The 18230-nt window shown below is 67.8% G+C and carries 19 protein-coding genes; 8 read left to right on the top strand and 11 right to left on the bottom strand.

The genetic code is table 11. The features are described 5' to 3' along the window. Window position 1 precedes the first annotated feature (1 nt). Window positions 2-1120 carry a phytanoyl-CoA dioxygenase family protein gene (locus BN3385_RS20205; protein ID WP_059019394.1) on the top strand — a complete coding sequence of 373 codons (1119 nt, stop codon included), beginning with the start codon at window positions 2-4 and terminating at the stop codon, window positions 1118-1120. Between the two features lie 14 nt (window positions 1121-1134). Here the strand turns inward: BN3385_RS20205 and BN3385_RS20200 are convergent, their stop codons facing one another. After that, entirely contained in the window at window positions 1135-1479 is a 345-nt protein-coding gene (locus BN3385_RS20200; protein ID WP_059019392.1) for a hypothetical protein, read from the bottom strand. 61 nt (window positions 1480-1540) lie between these two features. Continuing rightward, window positions 1541-2716 (bottom strand): acyl-CoA dehydrogenase family protein, encoded by a 1176-nt coding sequence (locus tag BN3385_RS20195; RefSeq protein ID WP_059019390.1) that lies wholly within the window; start codon window positions 2714-2716, stop codon window positions 1541-1543. A gap of 247 nt (window positions 2717-2963) precedes the next feature. Between BN3385_RS20195 and BN3385_RS20190 the strand changes: the two genes are divergently transcribed. Further along, window positions 2964-5492, top strand: a complete 2529-nt coding sequence (locus BN3385_RS20190) for a glycogen/starch/alpha-glucan phosphorylase (protein ID WP_059019388.1) — start codon at window positions 2964-2966, stop codon at window positions 5490-5492. Between the two features lie 11 nt (window positions 5493-5503). Here the strand turns inward: BN3385_RS20190 and BN3385_RS20185 are convergent, their stop codons facing one another. Beyond that, the gene (locus BN3385_RS20185) at window positions 5504-5821 is read right to left on the bottom strand and encodes a hypothetical protein (RefSeq protein ID WP_059019386.1); all 318 of its coding nucleotides are present in this window, start codon (window positions 5819-5821) and stop codon (window positions 5504-5506) included. 97 nt (window positions 5822-5918) lie between these two features. Between BN3385_RS20185 and BN3385_RS20180 the strand changes: the two genes are divergently transcribed. Next, window positions 5919-6746, top strand: coding sequence for a class I SAM-dependent methyltransferase (locus tag BN3385_RS20180; protein WP_197415244.1), 828 nt, complete (start codon window positions 5919-5921; stop codon window positions 6744-6746). Here the strand turns inward: BN3385_RS20180 and BN3385_RS20175 are convergent. The 3 genes from BN3385_RS20175 to BN3385_RS20165 form a co-directional block, all read right to left on the bottom strand. Next, on the bottom strand, window positions 6733-7200 hold the full coding sequence (locus BN3385_RS20175; RefSeq protein ID WP_059019384.1) for a nitroreductase/quinone reductase family protein: 468 nt from the start codon (window positions 7198-7200) through the stop codon (window positions 6733-6735). The genes BN3385_RS20180 and BN3385_RS20175 overlap by 14 nt on opposite strands. Continuing rightward, window positions 7200-8831, bottom strand: a complete 1632-nt coding sequence (gene qcrB / locus BN3385_RS20170) for a cytochrome bc1 complex cytochrome b subunit (protein WP_059019382.1) — start codon at window positions 8829-8831, stop codon at window positions 7200-7202. The genes BN3385_RS20175 and qcrB overlap by 1 nt, the downstream gene beginning before the upstream one ends. Window positions 8832-8959: 128 nt before the next feature. Then, a complete protein-coding gene (locus tag BN3385_RS20165) occupies window positions 8960-9880 on the bottom strand; it encodes an HpcH/HpaI aldolase/citrate lyase family protein (RefSeq protein ID WP_059022214.1) in 921 nt (306 codons plus the stop codon). A gap of 80 nt (window positions 9881-9960) precedes the next feature. On the opposite strand from BN3385_RS20165, the gene BN3385_RS20160 reads away from it, so the two are divergent. Together BN3385_RS20160 and BN3385_RS20155 are read left to right on the top strand one after the other, a co-directional pair. Beyond that, complete coding sequence (locus tag BN3385_RS20160; RefSeq protein WP_059019380.1) at window positions 9961-10929, top strand: MOSC N-terminal beta barrel domain-containing protein; 969 nt, start codon at window positions 9961-9963, stop codon at window positions 10927-10929. A gap of 1 nt (window position 10930) precedes the next feature. Then, on the top strand, window positions 10931-11113 hold the full coding sequence (locus BN3385_RS20155; RefSeq protein ID WP_059019379.1) for a hypothetical protein: 183 nt from the start codon (window positions 10931-10933) through the stop codon (window positions 11111-11113). A gap of 2 nt (window positions 11114-11115) precedes the next feature. On the opposite strand, the gene BN3385_RS20150 is transcribed toward BN3385_RS20155, so the two are convergent. Continuing rightward, on the bottom strand, window positions 11116-12093 hold the full coding sequence (locus BN3385_RS20150; RefSeq protein ID WP_059019377.1) for an o-succinylbenzoate synthase: 978 nt from the start codon (window positions 12091-12093) through the stop codon (window positions 11116-11118). Window positions 12094-12104: 11 nt separating this feature from the next. Continuing rightward, on the bottom strand, window positions 12105-12995 hold the full coding sequence (locus BN3385_RS20145; protein ID WP_059022212.1) for a mycobacterial-type methylenetetrahydrofolate reductase: 891 nt from the start codon (window positions 12993-12995) through the stop codon (window positions 12105-12107). 227 nt (window positions 12996-13222) lie between these two features. On the opposite strand from BN3385_RS20145, the gene BN3385_RS20140 reads away from it, so the two are divergent. The 3 genes from BN3385_RS20140 to katG all read left to right on the top strand — a co-directional run bounded on the left by BN3385_RS20140 (window position 13223) and on the right by katG (window position 16221). Further along, window positions 13223-13459: a hypothetical protein gene (locus tag BN3385_RS20140; RefSeq protein ID WP_059019375.1), complete on the top strand. Its 237-nt coding sequence runs from the start codon at window positions 13223-13225 to the stop codon at window positions 13457-13459. A 70-nt stretch (window positions 13460-13529) separates the two neighbouring features. Continuing rightward, window positions 13530-13970: a Fur family transcriptional regulator gene (locus BN3385_RS20135; RefSeq protein WP_059019373.1), complete on the top strand. Its 441-nt coding sequence runs from the start codon at window positions 13530-13532 to the stop codon at window positions 13968-13970. A 43-nt stretch (window positions 13971-14013) separates the two neighbouring features. Next, window positions 14014-16221: a catalase/peroxidase HPI gene (gene katG, locus BN3385_RS20130; RefSeq protein WP_059022210.1), complete on the top strand. Its 2208-nt coding sequence runs from the start codon at window positions 14014-14016 to the stop codon at window positions 16219-16221. A 59-nt stretch (window positions 16222-16280) separates the two neighbouring features. On the opposite strand, the gene BN3385_RS20125 is transcribed toward katG, so the two are convergent. From BN3385_RS20125 to BN3385_RS20115, 3 genes are all read right to left on the bottom strand, one after another. After that, entirely contained in the window at window positions 16281-16580 is a 300-nt protein-coding gene (locus tag BN3385_RS20125; RefSeq protein WP_502688107.1) for a hypothetical protein, read from the bottom strand. A gap of 121 nt (window positions 16581-16701) precedes the next feature. Then, a complete protein-coding gene (locus BN3385_RS20120; RefSeq protein ID WP_059019369.1) occupies window positions 16702-17559 on the bottom strand; it encodes a cytochrome c biogenesis CcdA family protein in 858 nt (285 codons plus the stop codon). A gap of 6 nt (window positions 17560-17565) precedes the next feature. Then, a complete protein-coding gene (locus tag BN3385_RS20115; protein ID WP_502688106.1) occupies window positions 17566-18030 on the bottom strand; it encodes a protein disulfide oxidoreductase in 465 nt (154 codons plus the stop codon). Between the last annotated feature and the right edge of the window lie 200 nt (window positions 18031-18230).

The raw sequence follows: 18230 nt of genomic DNA, 5'->3' as shown, positions 1-18230 counted from the left end.
GGTGAACACCGTCGTTCCCACCCTGGTCGGCAGCGACCCCGCGGTGCTGGCTGACGCCACCCGCGGGCTCGCGCCGATCACGTTCCTCCTCGAGGATGAGGCGATCGGCTACCTGCCCGACGACGCGGCCGTCGAGGTGGTGCCGCGAGACCTCGGCGGCACCGCGGTCCGGCTGAGCCGGACGGCGTTCGACGACCTGGTATCCCAGGTCCGCACCGTGATGGGTCTGATGATCGCCGGTGAGCTGACCGTCGAGCGCGGCAGCTTCGAGAAGCTGGCCGACTGGGACCCGGTGCTGAAGTATCTGCATGCGGGCATCCCGCCCTACGATCCCGACCGCATCGACCTGGGCGGCCGCGACCCGCTGGCGTCGTTCACCCTCGACGACGATGACGACGAACTGCGCGCGCAGCTGAACGCGATGGGCTACCTGCATGTGCGGTCGGTGTTCAGCGCCGAGGAGATGGCGGCGGCCAACCGCGAAGTGGACCGGCTGGCGGCCGCCGCCGCACCCGGTGACGACCAATCCTGGTGGGTGACCGGTGAATCCGGCGACAGTGCGCTGTGCCGGCTGGTGTATGCCAGCCTGCGCTCGACGGTCCTTGCCGAACTGGAACGCGACGCCCGCATCCGCCGGCTCGGCACGCTGCTCAACCCTGCGCTGCGGGCCGCACCGGACCGGATGGAAGGTGCTGCGGTGCTGCTGAAGGTTCCGGGCAAGACCAGCGGACTGTCCAACATCCCCTGGCATCAGGACTGCGGGCTGGGCGGGCACTCAATCCTGTGCCCGGCGGTGGGCATCGGTATCCAGCTCACCGGATCCAGCGCCGCCACCGGCAACCTGCAGGTGATCCCCGGCAGTCACGGCCAGGCGGTGCACTACCGGTGGATGCAACGGTCCGACGACATCGCCTACGTCAGCATCGACACCGAACCCGGTGACGTGACCGTCCACGTCCAGGACGTCATGCACGCCTCACCGCCACCGACCGGGACCGGCGGGCGCCGCACCATGTACGTCACCTACTACCCGCCGGCGCTGTGGGACCACATCGGACCCGGCGAGGCCTACAACGACCTGGTGCGTAACCGCACCGACGAGGTGGCGCGGCTGCAGTAGCCGATCAGTACGGCTCAGTACGGGGAGGTGTGCTGGGTCAGGACGAACATCACCAGACCGAGGCACAGCAGCAGGTTCAACGCCACCACGATCGCGCCGAGCACGATCAGCGAATGCGTCCAACGTCGTTGTTTACGACCACGTTTGGACTGCCGCTTCTCGCTGAGCAGCTGGCTGGCGCTCAGCGCGAAGCTCACGTCGATCAGCTCGGCTTCGCTGGTCGGGCTGCCCATCGAAATCTGGCGCAGCCGGTCCGGGCTGATGGTCACGCCCACTTCGGCGAACTGCTGGCTGAGGCGTTTGGCCTGTCGGCGGCTGCATGACCGATCCAGTGTCGCGGGGGCCGACCAGGTCGTCATAGCTTCCTGACTCTAGCCGCGCCCGGCCCGCACCGCGCCGTATTTCTCAGCGTGCCGCGCCCTACAGGCCGGGCTGATCCTCGATGATCCCCAACCAGATCTGCGCGGCGTCCATGGCGACCTTCTCACTGATGAACGCGTGCTGGGTTCCGGTGTAGATGTCCCGGAATCCGCGCTCGAGCCGGCTGCCCTCGCGGATCGCCGTGGTGCCCGCGGCCAGGTGCGCCCATTCGGCGCACCGGCGTGCCACATCGGTGGCATACACCGCGGCCGCGCGCATGTCGGCGCGCAGGAGCGGGGTCAGGTCCTGCCCCGCCGCGACGGCGGACTCGGCGGCGCCGAAGGCGTCGAGGATCAGCAGCCGGGCCGCGCGCCACTCCGAGACATGGAGGGCGAGATCCTTCTGGAAGGTCGGGCGGCTGGCCAGGGAGGCCATATCGCTCATCCGGAACTTGGTCGCCGCCAGCGCCTGGACGTCGTCGAGCATGCTCTTGGCCACGCCCAGTGCCCATGCCGCGTGGCCGGCGGCCGTCACCGGCATCAAGCCCATCCGGGTGGCCGGCGAGCTACCGCGGTGCGGGGTCTTGGAGAACAGCGGGAAGGTGCGGTGGGTGGGGACGAAGACGTCCTCGACGCTGTAGTCGTAGGACCCGGTTCCCTTCAGGCCCTGCACATGCCAGCCGTCCTTGAAGATGATTTCCTCGCGCGGGATGACGGCCACCTGCATCTCGGGCAGACCGTCGGGGGCCATCCGCGGCTGGCCGTCGTCGAGCGGGAAGAAGCCTGCACAGACGTACTCGGCGTGACCGGTCCCCGACCCGAAGCTCCACGACCCGGTCACCCGGTAGCCGCCGTCGACCACCGCGCCCTGCCCGTTGGGGAAGAACTGGCCGCCCATCGTCACATGGTTGTCGTTGGCGGTGAACACCTCGGCGAACCCGGCATCGGGCAGGTAGGCGGCCGCGGCGAAGGTCGAGGGCAAATTGGCGATGCCGATCCAGCCGAATGAACCGTCCTGCCAGGCCATCTCGATCCAGGTCTCGATCATCTCAGCGAAGCTGGGCTCCACCCCGCCGGCTTCCACGGGGTTGAACGCCGACATGAGACCACTGCCCCACATCTCCTCGACGATCGCCCGCGACATCGTGCGCAACTGCTCGGACTCGGCGGCCTGATCGGCCACCAGATCGCGCATCCCCCGCGCGACGTCGAGAACCTGATCCCCCGCTTCCAGCATCGCCGTCACTGAACTTCTCCGATCTTGACGCGGTGGGCTGCACGGCAGTGAACAACCTTGAAAAAGTGTATAGACCGGATCCCGGCGGCGGGGCAAGACGCGGGACGCGTCAGATTTGCTCGACGCGCGCCATGGCCGCTGATGGGCCATAGTTCACGGGAGCGACTCGCGGACCTCGCCGTGCCGAAACATGGCGATGCCACACTGCGGTCCTCACCACCAGCTGTCGAGACGCAGGGAGCAGGCCATGACCGATGTCGTCAACACCACGGCGGGCGATGTGGGCGACTTCGACGCCACCGGGTCCACCCCGCAGGTGCACGAGCACAGCCGCACCGGTCTGTCCGCCGACGCGCTGCGCCGCGCCATCAGCGACCACCTCACCTACTCGATCGCCCGCCCGGCGGCGGTGCTGACGCCAGACCACTACTACCGGGCCCTGGCATTGGCCGTGCGCGACCGCATGCAGCAGCGCTGGATGGCCACCACCCAGGACTGGCTGGATCTGTCCAACAAGGTGACCTGTTACCTGTCGGCGGAGTTCCTGATGGGCCCCCAGTTGGGCAACAACCTGCTGAACCTGGGAATCGAGAAGCAGGCCCGGGAGGCGCTGGCCGCGCTGGGCCAGGAACTCGACGAGATCCTGGCCTGTGAGGAGGAGCCCGGGCTGGGCAACGGCGGCCTGGGCCGGCTGGCCGCCTGCTATCTGGACTCGCTGGCCACCCTGGAGCGGCCCTCGATCGGCTACGGCATCCGCTACGAGTTCGGCATCTTCGACCAGGAGATCCAGAACGGCTGGCAGGTCGAGAAGACCGACAACTGGCTGGTCGGCGGCAACCCGTGGGAGATCGACAAACCGGATGCCAGCTACATCGTGAACTGGGGCGGCTACACCGAGCAGTACGAGGATCTGGCCGGCCACCACCGGGTGCGCTGGATCCCCCAGCAGGTGATCAAGGGCGTCTCCTACGACACCCCGATTCAGGGCTACGGCGTGAACACCTGCAACACGCTCACGCTGTGGAGCGCCCGCTCGGTCGAGTCGTTCGCGTTGGAGGCCTTCAACACCGGCGATTTCTACAAGGCGGTCGAAGACGAGGTCGTGGCCGAGAAGGTCTCGAAGGTGCTCTACCCCAACGACGAGCCCGACGCCGGCAAGCGGCTGCGCCTGCAGCAGCAGTACTTCTTCGTCTCCTGTTCCCTGCAGGACATCCTGCGGATCCACACCGAGCGCGCCGAGCTACTGCTGGAGGCGCTGCCGCAGAAGTGGGCCATCCAGCTCAACGACACCCACCCCTCGATCGCGGTGGCCGAGCTGATGCGGCTGCTGATCGACGAGCACCACATGGGCTGGGACGAGGCCTGGGCGATCACGCTGGAGACCTTCGGCTACACCAACCACACCCTGCTCCCCGAGGCACTCGAGACGTGGCCCCTGGGCATCTTCTCGGAGTCGCTGCCCCGGCACCTGGAGATCATCTACGAGATCAACAACCGCTTCCTCGACGAAGTGAAGGCACGCTTCCCCGGCGACGAGGACCGGCTGCGCCGGATGTCGCTGATCGGCGAGGACGGCGGCAAGAGCGTCCGGATGGCGCACCTGGCCACCGTCGGCAGCCACGCGATCAACGGTGTCGCGGCCCTGCACTCGGAGCTGCTGAAAGCCAGTGTGCTGCAGGACTTCTACGAGATGTGGCCGGAGCGCTTCGGCAACGTCACCAACGGTGTCACCCCGCGGCGATTCCTGGCCCTGTCCAATCCGGGGCTGCGCACCCTGTTCGACGAGACCATCGGCGACGGCTGGCTGACCGAACTCGGCCAGCTGCGCGCCCTCGAGAACTTCGCCGACGACCCGGCCTTCCGGCAGCGCTGGCGAGAAGTGAAGCGGGCCAACAAGAGCCGACTGGCCGAGTTCGTTCACTCCACCACCGGTATCGAACTGGATCCCACCTGGATGTTCGACATCCAGGTCAAGCGAATCCACGAGTACAAGCGTCAGCACCTCAACGTGCTGCACATCATCACGCTCTACAACCGGCTCAAGCAGAACCCGAGCTTCGCCATCGCGCCGCGGGCGTTCATCTTCGGCGGCAAGGCCGCGCCCGGCTACTTCATGGCCAAGCGGATCATCCGGTTGATCACCGCCGTCGGGGCCACCGTCAACAACGACCCCGACGTCAACCGCTACATGAAAGTGGTGTTCCTGCCGAACTTCAACGTGCAGAACGCCCATCTGATCTACCCAGCGGCCAACCTCTCCGAGCAGATCTCCACCGCCGGTAAGGAAGCCTCCGGCACCGGGAACATGAAGTTCATGATGAACGGCGCGCTGACCATCGGCACTCTGGACGGTGCCAACGTCGAGATCCGCGAAGAGGCCGGCCCCGAGAACTTCTTCCTGTTCGGACTCACCGTCGAAGAGGTCGAGCGAATCCAGGCCGAGGGTTACCGGCCGGCCAGCTACCTGGAGAGCGATCCCGAACTGGCCGAGGTACTCGAGCTGATCCTGCAGGGCGCCTTCACCCATGGCGACACCGAGGTGCTGCGGCCCGTGGTGGACAACCTGATTCACCACGATCCGTTCCTGGTGCTGGCCGACTACCGGTCCTACGTCGATTGCCAGGCCAAGGTCAGTGCCGCCTGGCAGGACCGGGACACGTGGTCGCACATGTCGATCCTCAACGCGGCCCGCAGCGGAAAGTTCTCCTCGGATCGGGCAATCGCCGAGTACTGCGACGACATCTGGAATGTCACCCCGATGCCGGTAGACCTGTAGCGGGCGGCCCCTCAGTCCTCGGACTCATCGGGGCACAGCACGTCCACGTGCACGGTCGCGCCCTCCGGTGCGGGACCCCCCGACCGATCCGGATTGTGGAAGGCCACCACCCGGCAACGGGACAGCAGCGGCGAGGAGTCCTGTCCGTTGGTCCAGTTGATGGCGACGTTGTACCCGAGTGCCTGGAGTTCGCCGATGATCACATCAGCGGGACCGCTGCCGGGCTGCGGCAGGACGGGGTTGGGTTCGGCAGAAGCGTTGGGCGCCAGAATGATCGACGCGGCGAGCAGGGGGACGGTCAGCACCGAGTAGCGGGCGGTGGTTGACATCGTCGTCTCCTTCAGTGGGGTGGAATGACGACACCAGACTACGGAAATACATTTCGTGTTTCAAGGGTCACTTGATGACGCTGTCACAGTGAATGGTGTGTACGACGAACACCGCGAGGTCAACCGCGCCATGTGGGACGAGCGCGCCCCGGCCCACGCCGCTTCGCCGGATTACGCGGTGACGGAGTTGCTCGCCGATACCCGGTGGTTGTCCGATGTCGTACGGTTCGATGTACCCCGACTCGGGAACGTTACCGGCCTGCGTGGCGTGCACCTGCAGTGCCACATCGGCACCGACACGATCTCACTGGCGCGCCTCGGCGCCCGGATGACAGGATTGGACTTCTCCCCCGCCGCACTGGCGATCGCCCGGACGATCGCCGACTCGGCCGGCCTCGACGTCGACTACGTCGAATCCGATGTGTACTCCGCGCCGGAAGCCCTCGGCGAGAACACCTTCGATCTGGTCTACACCGGCATCGGCGCGTTGGTGTGGCTGCCGGACGTGCGGCGCTGGGCGCAGGTGGTGGCCCGGCTGCTGCGGCCGGGCGGCCGGCTGTTCCTGCGCGAGGGTCACCCCGTGCTGTGGGCGGTCGACGAGCAGCGCGCTGATGCGATCACGCTGGGCTACCCGTACTTCGAGCACGCAGAACCGCTGCGCTTCGATTCCCCGGACACCTACGTCGAGACCGACGCCGTCTTCGCCCACACCCAGTCCCGGGAATGGAACCACGGATTGGGTGAGATCGTCACCGCGATCCTGGACGCCGGGCTGCAGCTCACCATGCTCGTCGAACACGACTCGGTGCCCTGGAACGCGCTCTACGAGCGGATGCGCCGCGATGACGACGGCGAGTGGCGCCTGGTCGAGAACGGCGAGCGGCTGCCGTTGAGCTACACGCTGCAGGCGGTCAAGCCGGGTTGAGCACGATGACTGGAATCTCCCGATCGGTCCGCTGCTGGTACTCGGTGAAGTACGGGTACATCTCGACCAGCCGCCGCCACAACTCGGGCCGCTCCTCCGGCGCGGCCAGCTCTGCACGTACCGGTATCTCCCGATCCCGCAGCCGCGCAACAGCTTCCGGGTGGGCTTTGAGGTTCAGCCACCAGGTGGGATTCGAATCACTGCCGGCATACGCCGCGGCGATCACCAACCGGTCGCCGTCCTGCAGATAGATCAGCGGAACTGTCCGCGGCTTGCCGCTCTTGCGACCGGTGACGGTCAGCAGCATTGTCGGATAGTTCGGATTCTGCGCCGCACCCCCGGTCACCCGGTACAGGGTGGCGTGCAGGTCGCTGAACGTCCGCGTCACCGGTCGCATCCACGGCCGGCTCATCACGCCGCCGGCCAAGCTGAACAGCCGCGACTTCTCCGCCATCAGCCACCGCCTTCGGAGGATCCGTTGAACGCCTGGCGGGTGCGCAGGGCGATAAGAACTCTACGCTCGGTGGCCTCGTCAGCCTCGGCGAGCGCTTCCTGCTCGGCAGGCGGATCCGCGGTGAGCAGACTGCCCCGTCCGGGTGCGCCACCGGAGCCCAGCTTGTTCATCCGCTTGGGAACCGGCGCGCCCTGGTACTCCAGCGGGATCGGATGCCCGTGGTCGTCGACCGGGCCCAGCGGCTGGTGCAGCTCGATGTAGGCACCGTGCGGCAACCGCTTGATGATGCCGGTCTCGATACCGTGCTCGAGCACAGCGCGGTCGCTGCGCTGCAGCGCCACCGCCCAGCGGTAGGCGATGAAGAACACCAGCGGCGGCAGCACCACCATGCCGATGCGGCCGATCCAGGTGGTCGCATTGAGCGAGATGTGGAACTTGTAGGCGATGATGTCGTTCATCGCGCTGTAGGTGAGCACGATGTAGAACGCAATCGCCATGGCGCCGATACCCGTTCGCACCGGAACGTCGCGTGGGCGCTGCAGCAGATTGTGGTGCGCATCATCCTTGGTGAGGCGCTTCTCGATCCACGGGTAGGCCAGCAGCAGGATGAAGATCAGGCCCATCAGCAGCGCCACCGCGACCGCCGCAGGCACCGTGTGGTTGCCGATGTAGAGCTCCCAGGCCGGCCACAACCGGATCAGGCCGTCGGTCCACATCAGGTAGAAGTCGGGCTGACTGCCCGCTGAGACCTGCGAAGGCTTGTACGGGCCGAGCTGCCACACCGGGTTGATCTGCAGCAGCCCACCCATCAGGCCCAGGATGCCCAGGACCATCGCGAAGAAGGCGCCGGACTTCACCGCGAACACCGGCATCACCCGCACCCCGACCACGTTCTTCTCGGTCGCTCCCGGCCCGGGGAACTGGGTGTGCTTCTGGAACCACACCAGCGCCAGGTGAATCCCGATGAGCGCCAACATGATTGCCGGGAAGATCAGGACGTGGATGGCATACAGGCGCGGGATCAGGATGGTTCCCGGGAAGTCGCCGCCGAACAGCGCCCAGTGCAGCCAGGTGCCGATCACCGGAATGCCCAACGTGATCGAGGACAGCGCCGCCCGGATCCCGGTGCCCGAGAGCAGGTCGTCGGGCAGCGAGTAGCCGAAGAAGCCCTCGAACATGGCCAGGATCAGCAGCAGACCGCCGATCACCCAGTTGGCTTCGCGCGGCCGGCGGAACGCGCCGGTGAAGAACACCCGGGCCAGGTGCACCATGATCGCCGCGGCGAACATCAGCGCAGCCCAGTGGTGCACCTGCCGCACGAACAGTCCACCTCGCACCTCGAAGCTGATGTCAAGCGCCGAGGCGTAGGCCCGCGACATCTCCACCCCGCGCAGCGGCTGATAGACCCCGTTGTAGGTGACCTCGGCCATCGACGGATCGAAGAACAGCGTCAGATAGACGCCGGTGATGAGAAGAACGATGAAGCTGTACAAGGCGACTTCACCCAGCAGGAACGACCAGTGCGTGGGGAAGACCTTGTTGAGTTGCCGCCGGACCGCGGCCGACGGGTGATAACGGGAATCGATCGCATCGCCTTGGGCTGCCGCGACCGTGGACAGTGGTGAGTTCATTGCGCTGCTCCTGAAAGCTACGCGGGGCTGAGTCGATGATGCACCCGCGATTCGGTGCCGCGCACCCGCCGGATGGCCTGTGGGCCAACCGGTCACGCTTAGGTCATTTATGACGTCGGCGCGAGAACTCAGTAGTGGTAGGTGTCCGACGGCGCGGCCACGTGCACGGCCTGGTCGTCGAACTCCGAGACCTCGATGCCGTAGGCGCGGGCCAGGTCGAGGATCTTGTTGGCCCGGGCGATGCGCGGAAGGTCGGAGCCGTTGCGAATTTCGCCGCCGTCGCGTTCGAACTCGGCGAAGAACTCCTTGGCCCAGGTGATCTCCTCCTGGGACGGGGCCAGCCCCTCGTTGACCGCCGGGCACTGGTCGGGCGTCAGGCAGATCTTGCCGGTCATACCGAATTCGGCCGACACCGCGGTGGCCTCGCTGAGCTTGAGCGCGCTCGACCCGACGGTCGGGCCGTCGATGGCGCCGGGCAGGTGTGCCGCCTTGGCCGCGATGGTGAACCGCGACCGGGCGTAGGCCAGGGTGGCCGGGTTGTCGCCGAAGCCAGTGTCCCGGCGGAAGTCACCGATACCGAAGGCCAGCCGGAAAGTCCCTTTGGCCGAGGCGATCTCGGTGATCCGCTCCAGCCCCCGCGCGGTCTCGACGAGCGCGACGATCGGCTTGTTCGGCAGCCGCTTGGCGGTCTCGGTGACGTGGTCCACCGACTCCACCATCGCCAGCATCACCCCGCCCACCGAGGACGAGGACAGCGCTTCGAGGTCGTCGGCCCACCACGGCGTGCCGAAGCCGTTCACCCGCACCCAGTCACTGTTGCCGGCGGCCAGCCAGCGCACCACGTTGTCGCGGGCCGAGGTCTTGTCCTTGGGCGCGACGGCGTCCTCGATATCGAGCACCACGATGTCGGCCCGCGACCGCGTCGCCGCGGCGAACTTGTCCGCGTGCGCTCCGTTGACCAGCAGCCAGCTGCGGGCCAGTACGGGGTCGATGCGGAATCCGACGTCGTGCGAATCGTGCGAATCCCAGCCGCTGCTCTGGTCGTACATGGTGGTGCCCTGGTGCCTTCCGTACTGCAGATGTCCGGGTCCATCCTGGCAGCAGCGCCCCGAGGCCATAGTGTGGGGTCATGGTCGAGGCCGGTCGCATCGTGTCCCTCTGGCGGTATCCGGTGAAGTCCATGGCCGGTGAGCAGATCGCCGCCGCACCGATCGGGACGCTCGGCCTGCACGCCGACCGCACCTGGGCGGTACGCGACCTCGAGCACGACTGCACCACCAGCGCCAAGAAGCTGCCCGGCCTGCTGTGGTGCACCGCCCGCTACGCGCAGGCACCCCCGCCGGACGCCGGCCCGGGCAAGGCTCCCGAGGTCATCGTCGGCCTGCCCGACGGCCGGGAGTTCTCCAGCTCCGATCCCGCCGTGCACCGCGCGCTGTCGGAGTACGTCGACCACGACGTCGCGTTGCATCCGCTGCCGCCGATGTCGGATCGCCAGCAGTACCGCACCCCGATGGCCACCAAGAGCGACCTGCGCACCATCTTCGGGCTGGCCGACGACGAGCCGCTGCCTGACCTGTCGATGTTCCCGGTGCGTAAGCTCGCCGAGATCACCCGGTACGCCACCCCGGTGGGCAGCTACGTCGACGCCTACCCGGTGCACATCCTGACCACCCAGAGCCTGGCCGCGATGGCCGCAGTGGCACCCGACTCCGACTTCGACGTCCGCCGGTTCCGGCCGACCATCCTGGTCGAGGCCGCCTCGACGTCGGATCATCCGGAGTGGGACTGGTGCGGTGGTGTGCTGCACGGTCCGCACGCCGACCTGGCCCCGATGATCCCGACGATCCGCTGCGTGATGCCCTCCCACGAGCAGCCCGAACTCAAGCAGGACCGGGGCATCACCCGCACCATCGCGGCGCATTCCCGGCGGTGCCTGGGCGCCTACGGCACGGTGACGAAGGCGGGTCAGATCGCCGAAGGCGATGTGCTGCAGCTGGAACCGCCGCAGCGGCCGGCCGCCGAGTCGGGGGCGGGCAAGGTCAAACGAGCATTGATGCGGGCGGTGTCCGCCGCCATCCCCAGCGGAGGAAGGAACTGACATGCGCCACGTCGTGGGTGGGCTCGGCGTCCTGGTGGCGCTGTTCGGCCTGTTGTTCACGCTGCAGGGTTTTGGTGCCGTCCAGGGCAGCCCGATGAGCAACACGACCACGTGGTCGGTGCTCGGACCGATCATCGCGTTGGTCGGGTTGGGCGTCGCGATCGCGGCGTGGCGGCGCCGTTAGCGTCACAGCAGGTTCTGGACGGCCGCCAGCCGCTGTCGCCACCAGGCGACCCGGGCAGGGTCGGTCACCTCGAACTGCCGTAGCTGCTCGCGGTCCGGCGCCGGCGGCATGGGTGCCACCGGAAGGTGGCCGTCGACCGGGCGCAACGATCGCCCCGGGGACACCAGATCACCCTGCAGTGCCACCACGGTGGCCAGCCCGCAGGCGAACGGCAGGTCGGGTAGCGCGCCCGCGACGGCCAGCCCGCCGGCCAGCCCGACGCTGCTGTCCGGTGGCGAGGACACGACACACGGCACCCCCCAGCGTTCGGCGACCCGTAACGTGCGGCGCACCCCGCCGAGCGCACCGACGGTGAGTACCGCGATGTCGGCGGCCTCGCCGATGTCGAGGGCGAACGCATCGGCGGCGTCGCGGATGGATTCGTCGGCGGCGATCCGGACCCCGACCCGCCCGCGTACCGCAGCCAGTTCCGCCAGCGTCGCGCACGGCTGTTCGACGAACTGCAAGCCGCCCGCGGCGCGGTCAAGGGCGGCGATGGCCGAGACCGCGGTCTCCACATCCCAGGCTCCGGCGGCATCGCAGCGCAGGGCAGCCGACGGGCCCAGCGCCTCGCGCACCGCCGCCACTCGCGCCACGTCATCGGACAGCGTGTCCGGTGCACAGCCGACCCGTATGTCGGCGGCGGCGCATCCGCTGTCGGCGGCGATGGCGGCGGCCTGCTCAGGGCCGACGGCGGGAATGGCCACCGCGACCGGCACGCGGCCGCGAACCGGGTCCGGCCAGCCGACGGTGCCGGCTTCGACGGCCGCGGTGAGGAATCGCACCGCCGCCAGGTCGGCCTCGGTGCCGGGCGGGCTGAACTCGCCCCACCCCTGCGGGCCTTCCAGCAGCATGCCCTCCCGGCCCGCGAAGCCGCGGTAGCCGTCGCGCACCGGGATCGCGAAGACCGGCGCGGTGTCGAAGTCGACCAGGGTTTGCACGGGCGCAAACGCTAGGACGTCGGGGACCAGTAGGCCAGCATCTCGGCGAAGGTGTCGAACGCCGCCTTCGACATGCCGTAGGTGGCCTCGAAATGGATGCTCAGCGGGAAACCCAGATCTCCGACACCGTCGATGATCCGCTTGTAGAGGTCGACGAGCAGTTTGCGCTTCACGTCGGGTTCGTTGGCCGCCAGGGTCTGGACGAACTCCTGTTCGGCGGCGACGGCGGCGTTGCCCGGATCCTGGATGAGCCAGTGGATCAGCCCGACCCTGGTCTCGACCTTCGGCACGAAACCGAACGACAGCAGGATCTCGGGGCGGTGGTCGTGTTCGCGGGCGAACTCGGTGAGGAACGGCACGATCGCATCCGAGTACAGCAGCTGGGTCATGCCGTAGGTGGCGCCCTGCCCGCACTTGAAGCCGAACCGGCCGGCCTCGCCGTCGCGGGTCGGGATCAGGATGACACCGCGGTTGGGTACCAGGTCGCGGTAGATGGTCAGCGCATCGGTGGGCGCCACACCGGAGCCCTCGCCGTCGCTCATGGTGCGGGGGACGCCGACGAAGGCGATGCCCTCCATACCCGCGGCGAGCAGTTCGGTCAGCCGGGCCCGCAGGGTGGCCTCGTCCATGAAGGCGGTGACCTGGGTGCACAGGCCCCGGATGCCGGGCAGTTCCGGTGCGATCCGCGACCAGTAATCCAGGACGTCGAGCTTCGGTTTCATCTCGACGGGACGGTCGTCGTCCTCGGCGATCATGCCCGGGATCATCACGTGCCGGATCACCCCGTCGAGTCCGGTCTCAGCCGAAAACCGCACGACCTTGCGGGCCTCGTCGAGAATCTCCTCCGGACTGCGGTCGGTGTTCGGGGGCACGAGTTCGAGCGCGACCGTATTGAGGGGCACCAAGCTGCTCCTGATCAGACGACAGTGGTCCCGGCGGTACCGGGCCGCATCCTCAGCGGGGTCCACCGGATGCATCACCATACCCAGCGGCCTGCGTCCGGCTTCAGACAGGCGGATACCGGCTCGTCGGCGCGACACCACCACACTTATGCGGCAAACTCCTGTTCGGTCCCCCGCCGGCGGGTAGCTTCGGGGGCCACCGGCCCACATCGCGGGAGGAACAGCCGATGACCCGTTCGAACCCGCGCCGCAGCGCGGTGGCACTGGCCGCAGCGCTGGCCGCGGTCGGTGTTCTGGCCGGGTGCGCCAAGGCCGAGGACAAGCCCGCACCGGCCACCACCAGCCCGTCGGCCACCCCCACCCAGAAGTCGGTGACGGGCGGTCCGAACAACTTCAGTCCCAAGCCGCTGCCGCCGCTGACCCCGACGGTGCCCAACGACACCGATACCAAGCCGGGAGCCTGAGCGCGTTTCGTCCGACACGCCGCCAACTTAGTCTTGACTCAGTCCAGAAAACGGTGGAAGTATTTCGGGCGTGAGCTCGATGTCGGATTTCGCGGATCAGCTGCGGTCAGCTGATCTGCGCGTGACCCGGCCGCGGGTGGCGGTGCTGGAAGCAGTGCAGGCCAACCCGCACGCCGACACCGAGACCATCTTCGGTGTCGTCCGTGCCGGTCTGCCCGACGTATCCCGGCAGGCCGTTTACGACGTGCTGCATGCACTCACCACGGCCCGCCTGGTCCGCCGGATCCAGCCATCCGGACTGGTGGCCCGCTACGAGTCCCGGGTCGGCGACAACCATCACCACATCGTCTGCCGTCAGTGCGGGGTCATCGGCGACGTCGACTGCGCTGTCGGCGAGGCCCCGTGTCTGACGGCCGCGGACGATCACGGCTTCGCCATCGACGAGGCCGAGGTCATCTACTGGGGGCTGTGCCCCGATTGCTCCACCCGAACTTCGGGATCGCATCCGTGATTCCGCTGAGATTCACCAACACCCACACCCGAAAGGAATGAACGTGGCTGAGGAAACCCCACCCATTGGTGAGGCGCAGACCGAACCCGCCGAAAACGGCGGCTGCCCCATGCGTATCAAGCCGCCGGTCGAGGGCGGCAGCAATCGGGACTGGTGGCCGAATGCCGTCAACCTGAAGATCCTGCAGAAGGATCCCGACGTCATCAACCCGATGGATCCCGGTTACGACTACCGCTCCGAGGTCCTCTCGCTCGACTTCGATCAGCTCGCTCGCGACGTCGACGCCATCATGACCGACTCGCAGGACTGGTGGCCCGCCGACTTCGGCCACTACGGTCCGTTCTTCATCCGGATGGCCTGGCACGCCGCGGGCACCTACCGCGTGCAGGACGGCCGCGGTGGTGGCGGCAAGGGTATGCAGCGCTTCGCCCCGCTGAACAGCTGGCCCGACAACGCCAGCCTGGACAAGGCGCGCCGGCTGCTGTGGCCGGTCAAGAAGAAGTACGGCAAGAAGCTGTCCTGGTCGGACCTGATCGTCTACGCCGGCAACCGGGCGCTGGAGAACATGGGCTTCAAGACCGCCGGCTTCGCGTTCGGCCGCCCGGATTACTGGGAGCCCGAAGAGGACATCTACTGGGGCGCCGAGGCCGAGTGGCTCGGCTCGCAGGAGCGCTACTCCGGCAGTGACCGCACCAAGCTGGAGAACCCGCTGGGTGCCACCATGATGGGCCTGATCTATGTGAATCCTGAAGGCCCCGAAGCCAATCCGGATCCGCTGCTCGCGGCGGTCGACATCCGCGAGACCTTCGGCCGGATGGCGATGAACGATGTGGAGACCGCGGCGCTGATCGTCGGCGGGCACACCTTCGGCAAGACCCACGGCAACGGCAACCCCGATCTGATCGGGCCCGAGCCGGAGGCCGCTCCGCTCGAGGAGCTCGGCCTGGGCTGGCGCAACACCCAGAACAGCGGGGTCGGCAACGAAGCCTTCACCAGTGGTCTGGAGGTGATCTGGACGCACACCCCGACCAAGTGGGACAACAGCTTCCTGGAGATCCTCTACGGCAACGAATGGGAGCTCACCAAGAGCCCGGCCGGTGCCAATCAGTGGAAGCCCAAGAACGACGGCTGGGCCAACTCGGTGCCGATGGCGCAGGGCGACGGCAAGACCCACCCGTCGATGCTGACCACCGACCTGTCGATGCGGTTCGACCCCATCTACGGCGAGATCACCCGCCGCTGGCTGGATCACCCCGAGGAGCTCGCCGAAGAGTTCGCCAAGGCGTGGTTCAAGCTGCTGCACCGCGACATGGGTCCGGTGGTCCGTTACCTCGGACCGGAGGCCCCGCAGCAGACCTGGCTGTGGCAGGACCTCGTCCCGGCGGGCACTCCCCTGTCGGCCGATCAGGTCGCAGCACTCAAGTCGACGATCGCCGACTCGGGTCTGACGGTGCCCCAGCTGGTCTCGACCGCATGGAAGGCGGCGTCGTCGTATCGCAACAGCGATATGCGCGGCGGCGCCAACGGCGGCCGCATCCGGCTGCAGCCGCAGCTCGGCTGGGAGGTCAACGAGCCCGACGAGCTGGCCCAGGTGATCCGGGCCCTGGAGGGCATCCAGTCCTCGGCGGGCTTCGGAGTGTCCTTCGCCGACCTGGTCGTGCTGGCCGGCAATGTGGGTGTGGAGAAGGCCGCCGCGGCGGCGGGCTTCGACATCGAGGTGCCGTTCACCTCGGGTCGTGGTGACGCCACCCAGGACCAGACCGATGTCGAGTCGTTCGCGTACCTGGAGCCGAAGGCCGACGGTTTCCGCAACTACGCCGGCAAGGGCCTGAACCTGCCTGCCGAGTACCACCTCATCGACCGGGCGAACCTGCTCGGCCTGTCGGGTCCGGAGCTGACCGTTCTGGTCGGCGGTCTGAGGGTGCTGGGTACCAACTTCGGTGGCACCAAGCACGGTGTGTTCACGGACAAGCCGGGTGTGCTGAGCACCGACTTCTTCGTGAACCTGCTCGACATGAGCACCAAGTGGGCGCCGTCGCCCGCGGACGACGGCACCTACATCGGCACCGACCGCGCCAGTGGTGCGACCAAGTACACCGCCAGCCGGGTCGACCTCCTGTTCGGCTCGAACTCGCAGCTGCGGGCGCTGGCCGAGGTGTATGCCGAGGACGACGCCAAGGAGAAGTTCGTCAAGGACTTCGTCGCGGCGTGGGCCAAGGTCATGGACAGCGATCGCTTCGATCTGGCCTGATCTCTGCTAAACGGCGAAACCCCGCGGACCTGGAGTCCGCGGGGTTTCGTCATGGTGGGCTAGTTGCAGGCGTTCGCGCTGACCCACCGGCCGTTCCAGCCGACGCAGCCGTTGACGGCGGGCGGGGGTGGCGGAGGCGGCGGCGGGTAGTCCTCGGGCATGGGCGCGTAGTAGGCCGGTGGCGGCACGTACGGCGCCACCACGTCGGCCAGGTTCGCGCAGCCGCTGACGGTCACGCGCCGGCCGGCGCTGGCGCACACGTCGGCCTGCGCCTCTCCGCTGGGCTGGATCGTGGTGATCGTCAGGGGGATGCCGGTGATGGCCATGACCGCGGCGGCGGCACAGCTCAGGGTTCGCACCGAGTACTTCATCTGTCTCTCATCTCCTCGTCGGCCGGGCCGGTGTCGGACGTGCAGCGGAGTATATCGACGCCCGCTGTGCGCCCCGCGGATCTGAGCATCGCCGCAGGCCGTGGGCCCGTCAGCCGACTGCGCTCCGCCGTCGCCGTCGCCAGACGACGGCGGCGGCGATGATGAGCAGCCCTAGCGCCAGCACCCACGGCCATCCGCCGTGTTCGTAGACCCAGCCGGCCACGGCCCGTTGCACCCGGCCGGCGGTGTCGATCACCGGGTCCTGCGCGCTGCCGCCGGCGCTGAACAGCCGGATCTCGTAGATGCCGTAGTAGCCGACGTAGAGGCCGACCAGGATGAGCACCACACCGCTGATCCGGTTGACGTAGGGCAGGATCCGGCGCATCCGGTCGACCAGCGCCGAGTTGGCCAGCGCGACGGCCACGGCGAGCACGCCGACCACCAGGGCCAGCCCGGCTGCGTATGCCACGTAGACCAGCAGGCCGTCGAGCAGCGAGCCGCCCCGCGCCGTGACACCGGTGACGGCCAGGAACGGGCCGATGGTGCACGACAGCGAGGCGATCGCGTAGCCGACCCCATACCCGAACATCGACCCGAGTTTCGCGGTGGGCGCCCATCGGCCGCCGAGCCGAGCGGCACCCGACCCGATTCCCAGTTCGCGCCCCGACACCAGCCAAAGACCAAGGGCGACAAGAAAAGTCCCGACGACGACGGTGAGGTAGGGCGCGTACCGCTGGACGGTCGAAGCCACCGACACCGTCAGCAGACCGAACGTGGCGAACACCGCCAGGAAGCCCAACGCCATCGCCAGGGTGGCGAATAGCGCCCGGCCCACCGCGGTCAGGCGTCCGGCGTCATCGCCGTTGACCACGAGCGCCAGATACGCCGGGAGCATGGCGAATCCGCACGGGTTGAGCGCGGCCACCAGTCCGGCGGCGAACGCCAGGCCGACCAGATTGGGGTCCACGGCGGGTCAGGATGCCAGCGCGCGCACCCGGTCGCTGAGTTCCTGCTGCGACATCGCCGAGGTGGGGTTGTTGACGAAGGTCGACGTGCCGTCCGGACGCAGGAAGACGTAGGCGGGCTGCCACGGCACGTTGAAGCGGGCCCAGATCGAGCCGTCGGCGTCGTTGAGGTTGGTGAAGTTCAGGTTGTACTTCGAGACGAAGTTCTCCATCTGCCCGACGTCGGAGCGGGCGGCCACCCCGACGAAGGTGACCTTCGGATTGGCCGCGGCGACGGCGCTGACGTTGGGAGCCTCTGCGTTGCAGAACGGGCACCACGGCGTCCAGAACCACAGCACGGCAGGCTTACCCTGCAGGCTCGACCCATTGAACGGCGCGCCACTGAGCGTCGTCCCGGTGAAGTCCAGTTGATTGTCGGCCAGCGCGGCAGGCGGTGCGGTGACGCTGAATGCCAGTGCGGTGGCAGCCAGCATCAGGGCCGCCGATCGGAGCACTCGGTGCAACGGACTCTTCATGTAGACCTCCCGGCCGTCGTGGATGTGGGCGTGACGGGCTCACGCTGGTGTCACGGGTGCGACGGTTCTGGAGATCACGGTATGGGCGGGTTTACACCCTCGCCACGGCCTCGGGCCAACGGTCAGAAATGCGTCATCGCCGACCGCCGGACACCCTT

It is taken from the genome of Mycobacterium sp. M26 (assembly GCF_001494595.1).
GTDB lineage: Bacteria > Actinomycetota > Actinomycetes > Mycobacteriales > Mycobacteriaceae > Mycobacterium.
This window is presented reverse-complemented; position numbering and strand designations above follow the sequence as displayed.

Coding starts and splice junctions, on each gene's coding strand:
- BN3385_RS20200 (WP_059019392.1), bottom strand. CDS start 1,479: ATGACGACCTGGTCGGCCCCCGCGACACTGGATCGGTCATGCAGCCGC.
- BN3385_RS20195 (WP_059019390.1), bottom strand. CDS start 2,716: ATGCTGGAAGCGGGGGATCAGGTTCTCGACGTCGCGCGGGGGATGCGC.
- BN3385_RS20190 (WP_059019388.1), top strand. CDS start 2,964: ATGACCGATGTCGTCAACACCACGGCGGGCGATGTGGGCGACTTCGAC.
- BN3385_RS20185 (WP_059019386.1), bottom strand. CDS start 5,821: ATGTCAACCACCGCCCGCTACTCGGTGCTGACCGTCCCCCTGCTCGCC.
- BN3385_RS20175 (WP_059019384.1), bottom strand. CDS start 7,200: ATGGCGGAGAAGTCGCGGCTGTTCAGCTTGGCCGGCGGCGTGATGAGC.
- qcrB (WP_059019382.1), bottom strand. CDS start 8,831: ATGAACTCACCACTGTCCACGGTCGCGGCAGCCCAAGGCGATGCGATC.
- BN3385_RS20165 (WP_059022214.1), bottom strand. CDS start 9,880: ATGTACGACCAGAGCAGCGGCTGGGATTCGCACGATTCGCACGACGTC.
- BN3385_RS20160 (WP_059019380.1), top strand. CDS start 9,961: ATGGTCGAGGCCGGTCGCATCGTGTCCCTCTGGCGGTATCCGGTGAAG.
- BN3385_RS20155 (WP_059019379.1), top strand. CDS start 10,931: ATGCGCCACGTCGTGGGTGGGCTCGGCGTCCTGGTGGCGCTGTTCGGC.
- BN3385_RS20140 (WP_059019375.1), top strand. CDS start 13,223: ATGACCCGTTCGAACCCGCGCCGCAGCGCGGTGGCACTGGCCGCAGCG.
- BN3385_RS20115 (WP_502688106.1), bottom strand. CDS start 18,030: ATGCTGGCTGCCACCGCACTGGCATTCAGCGTCACCGCACCGCCTGCC.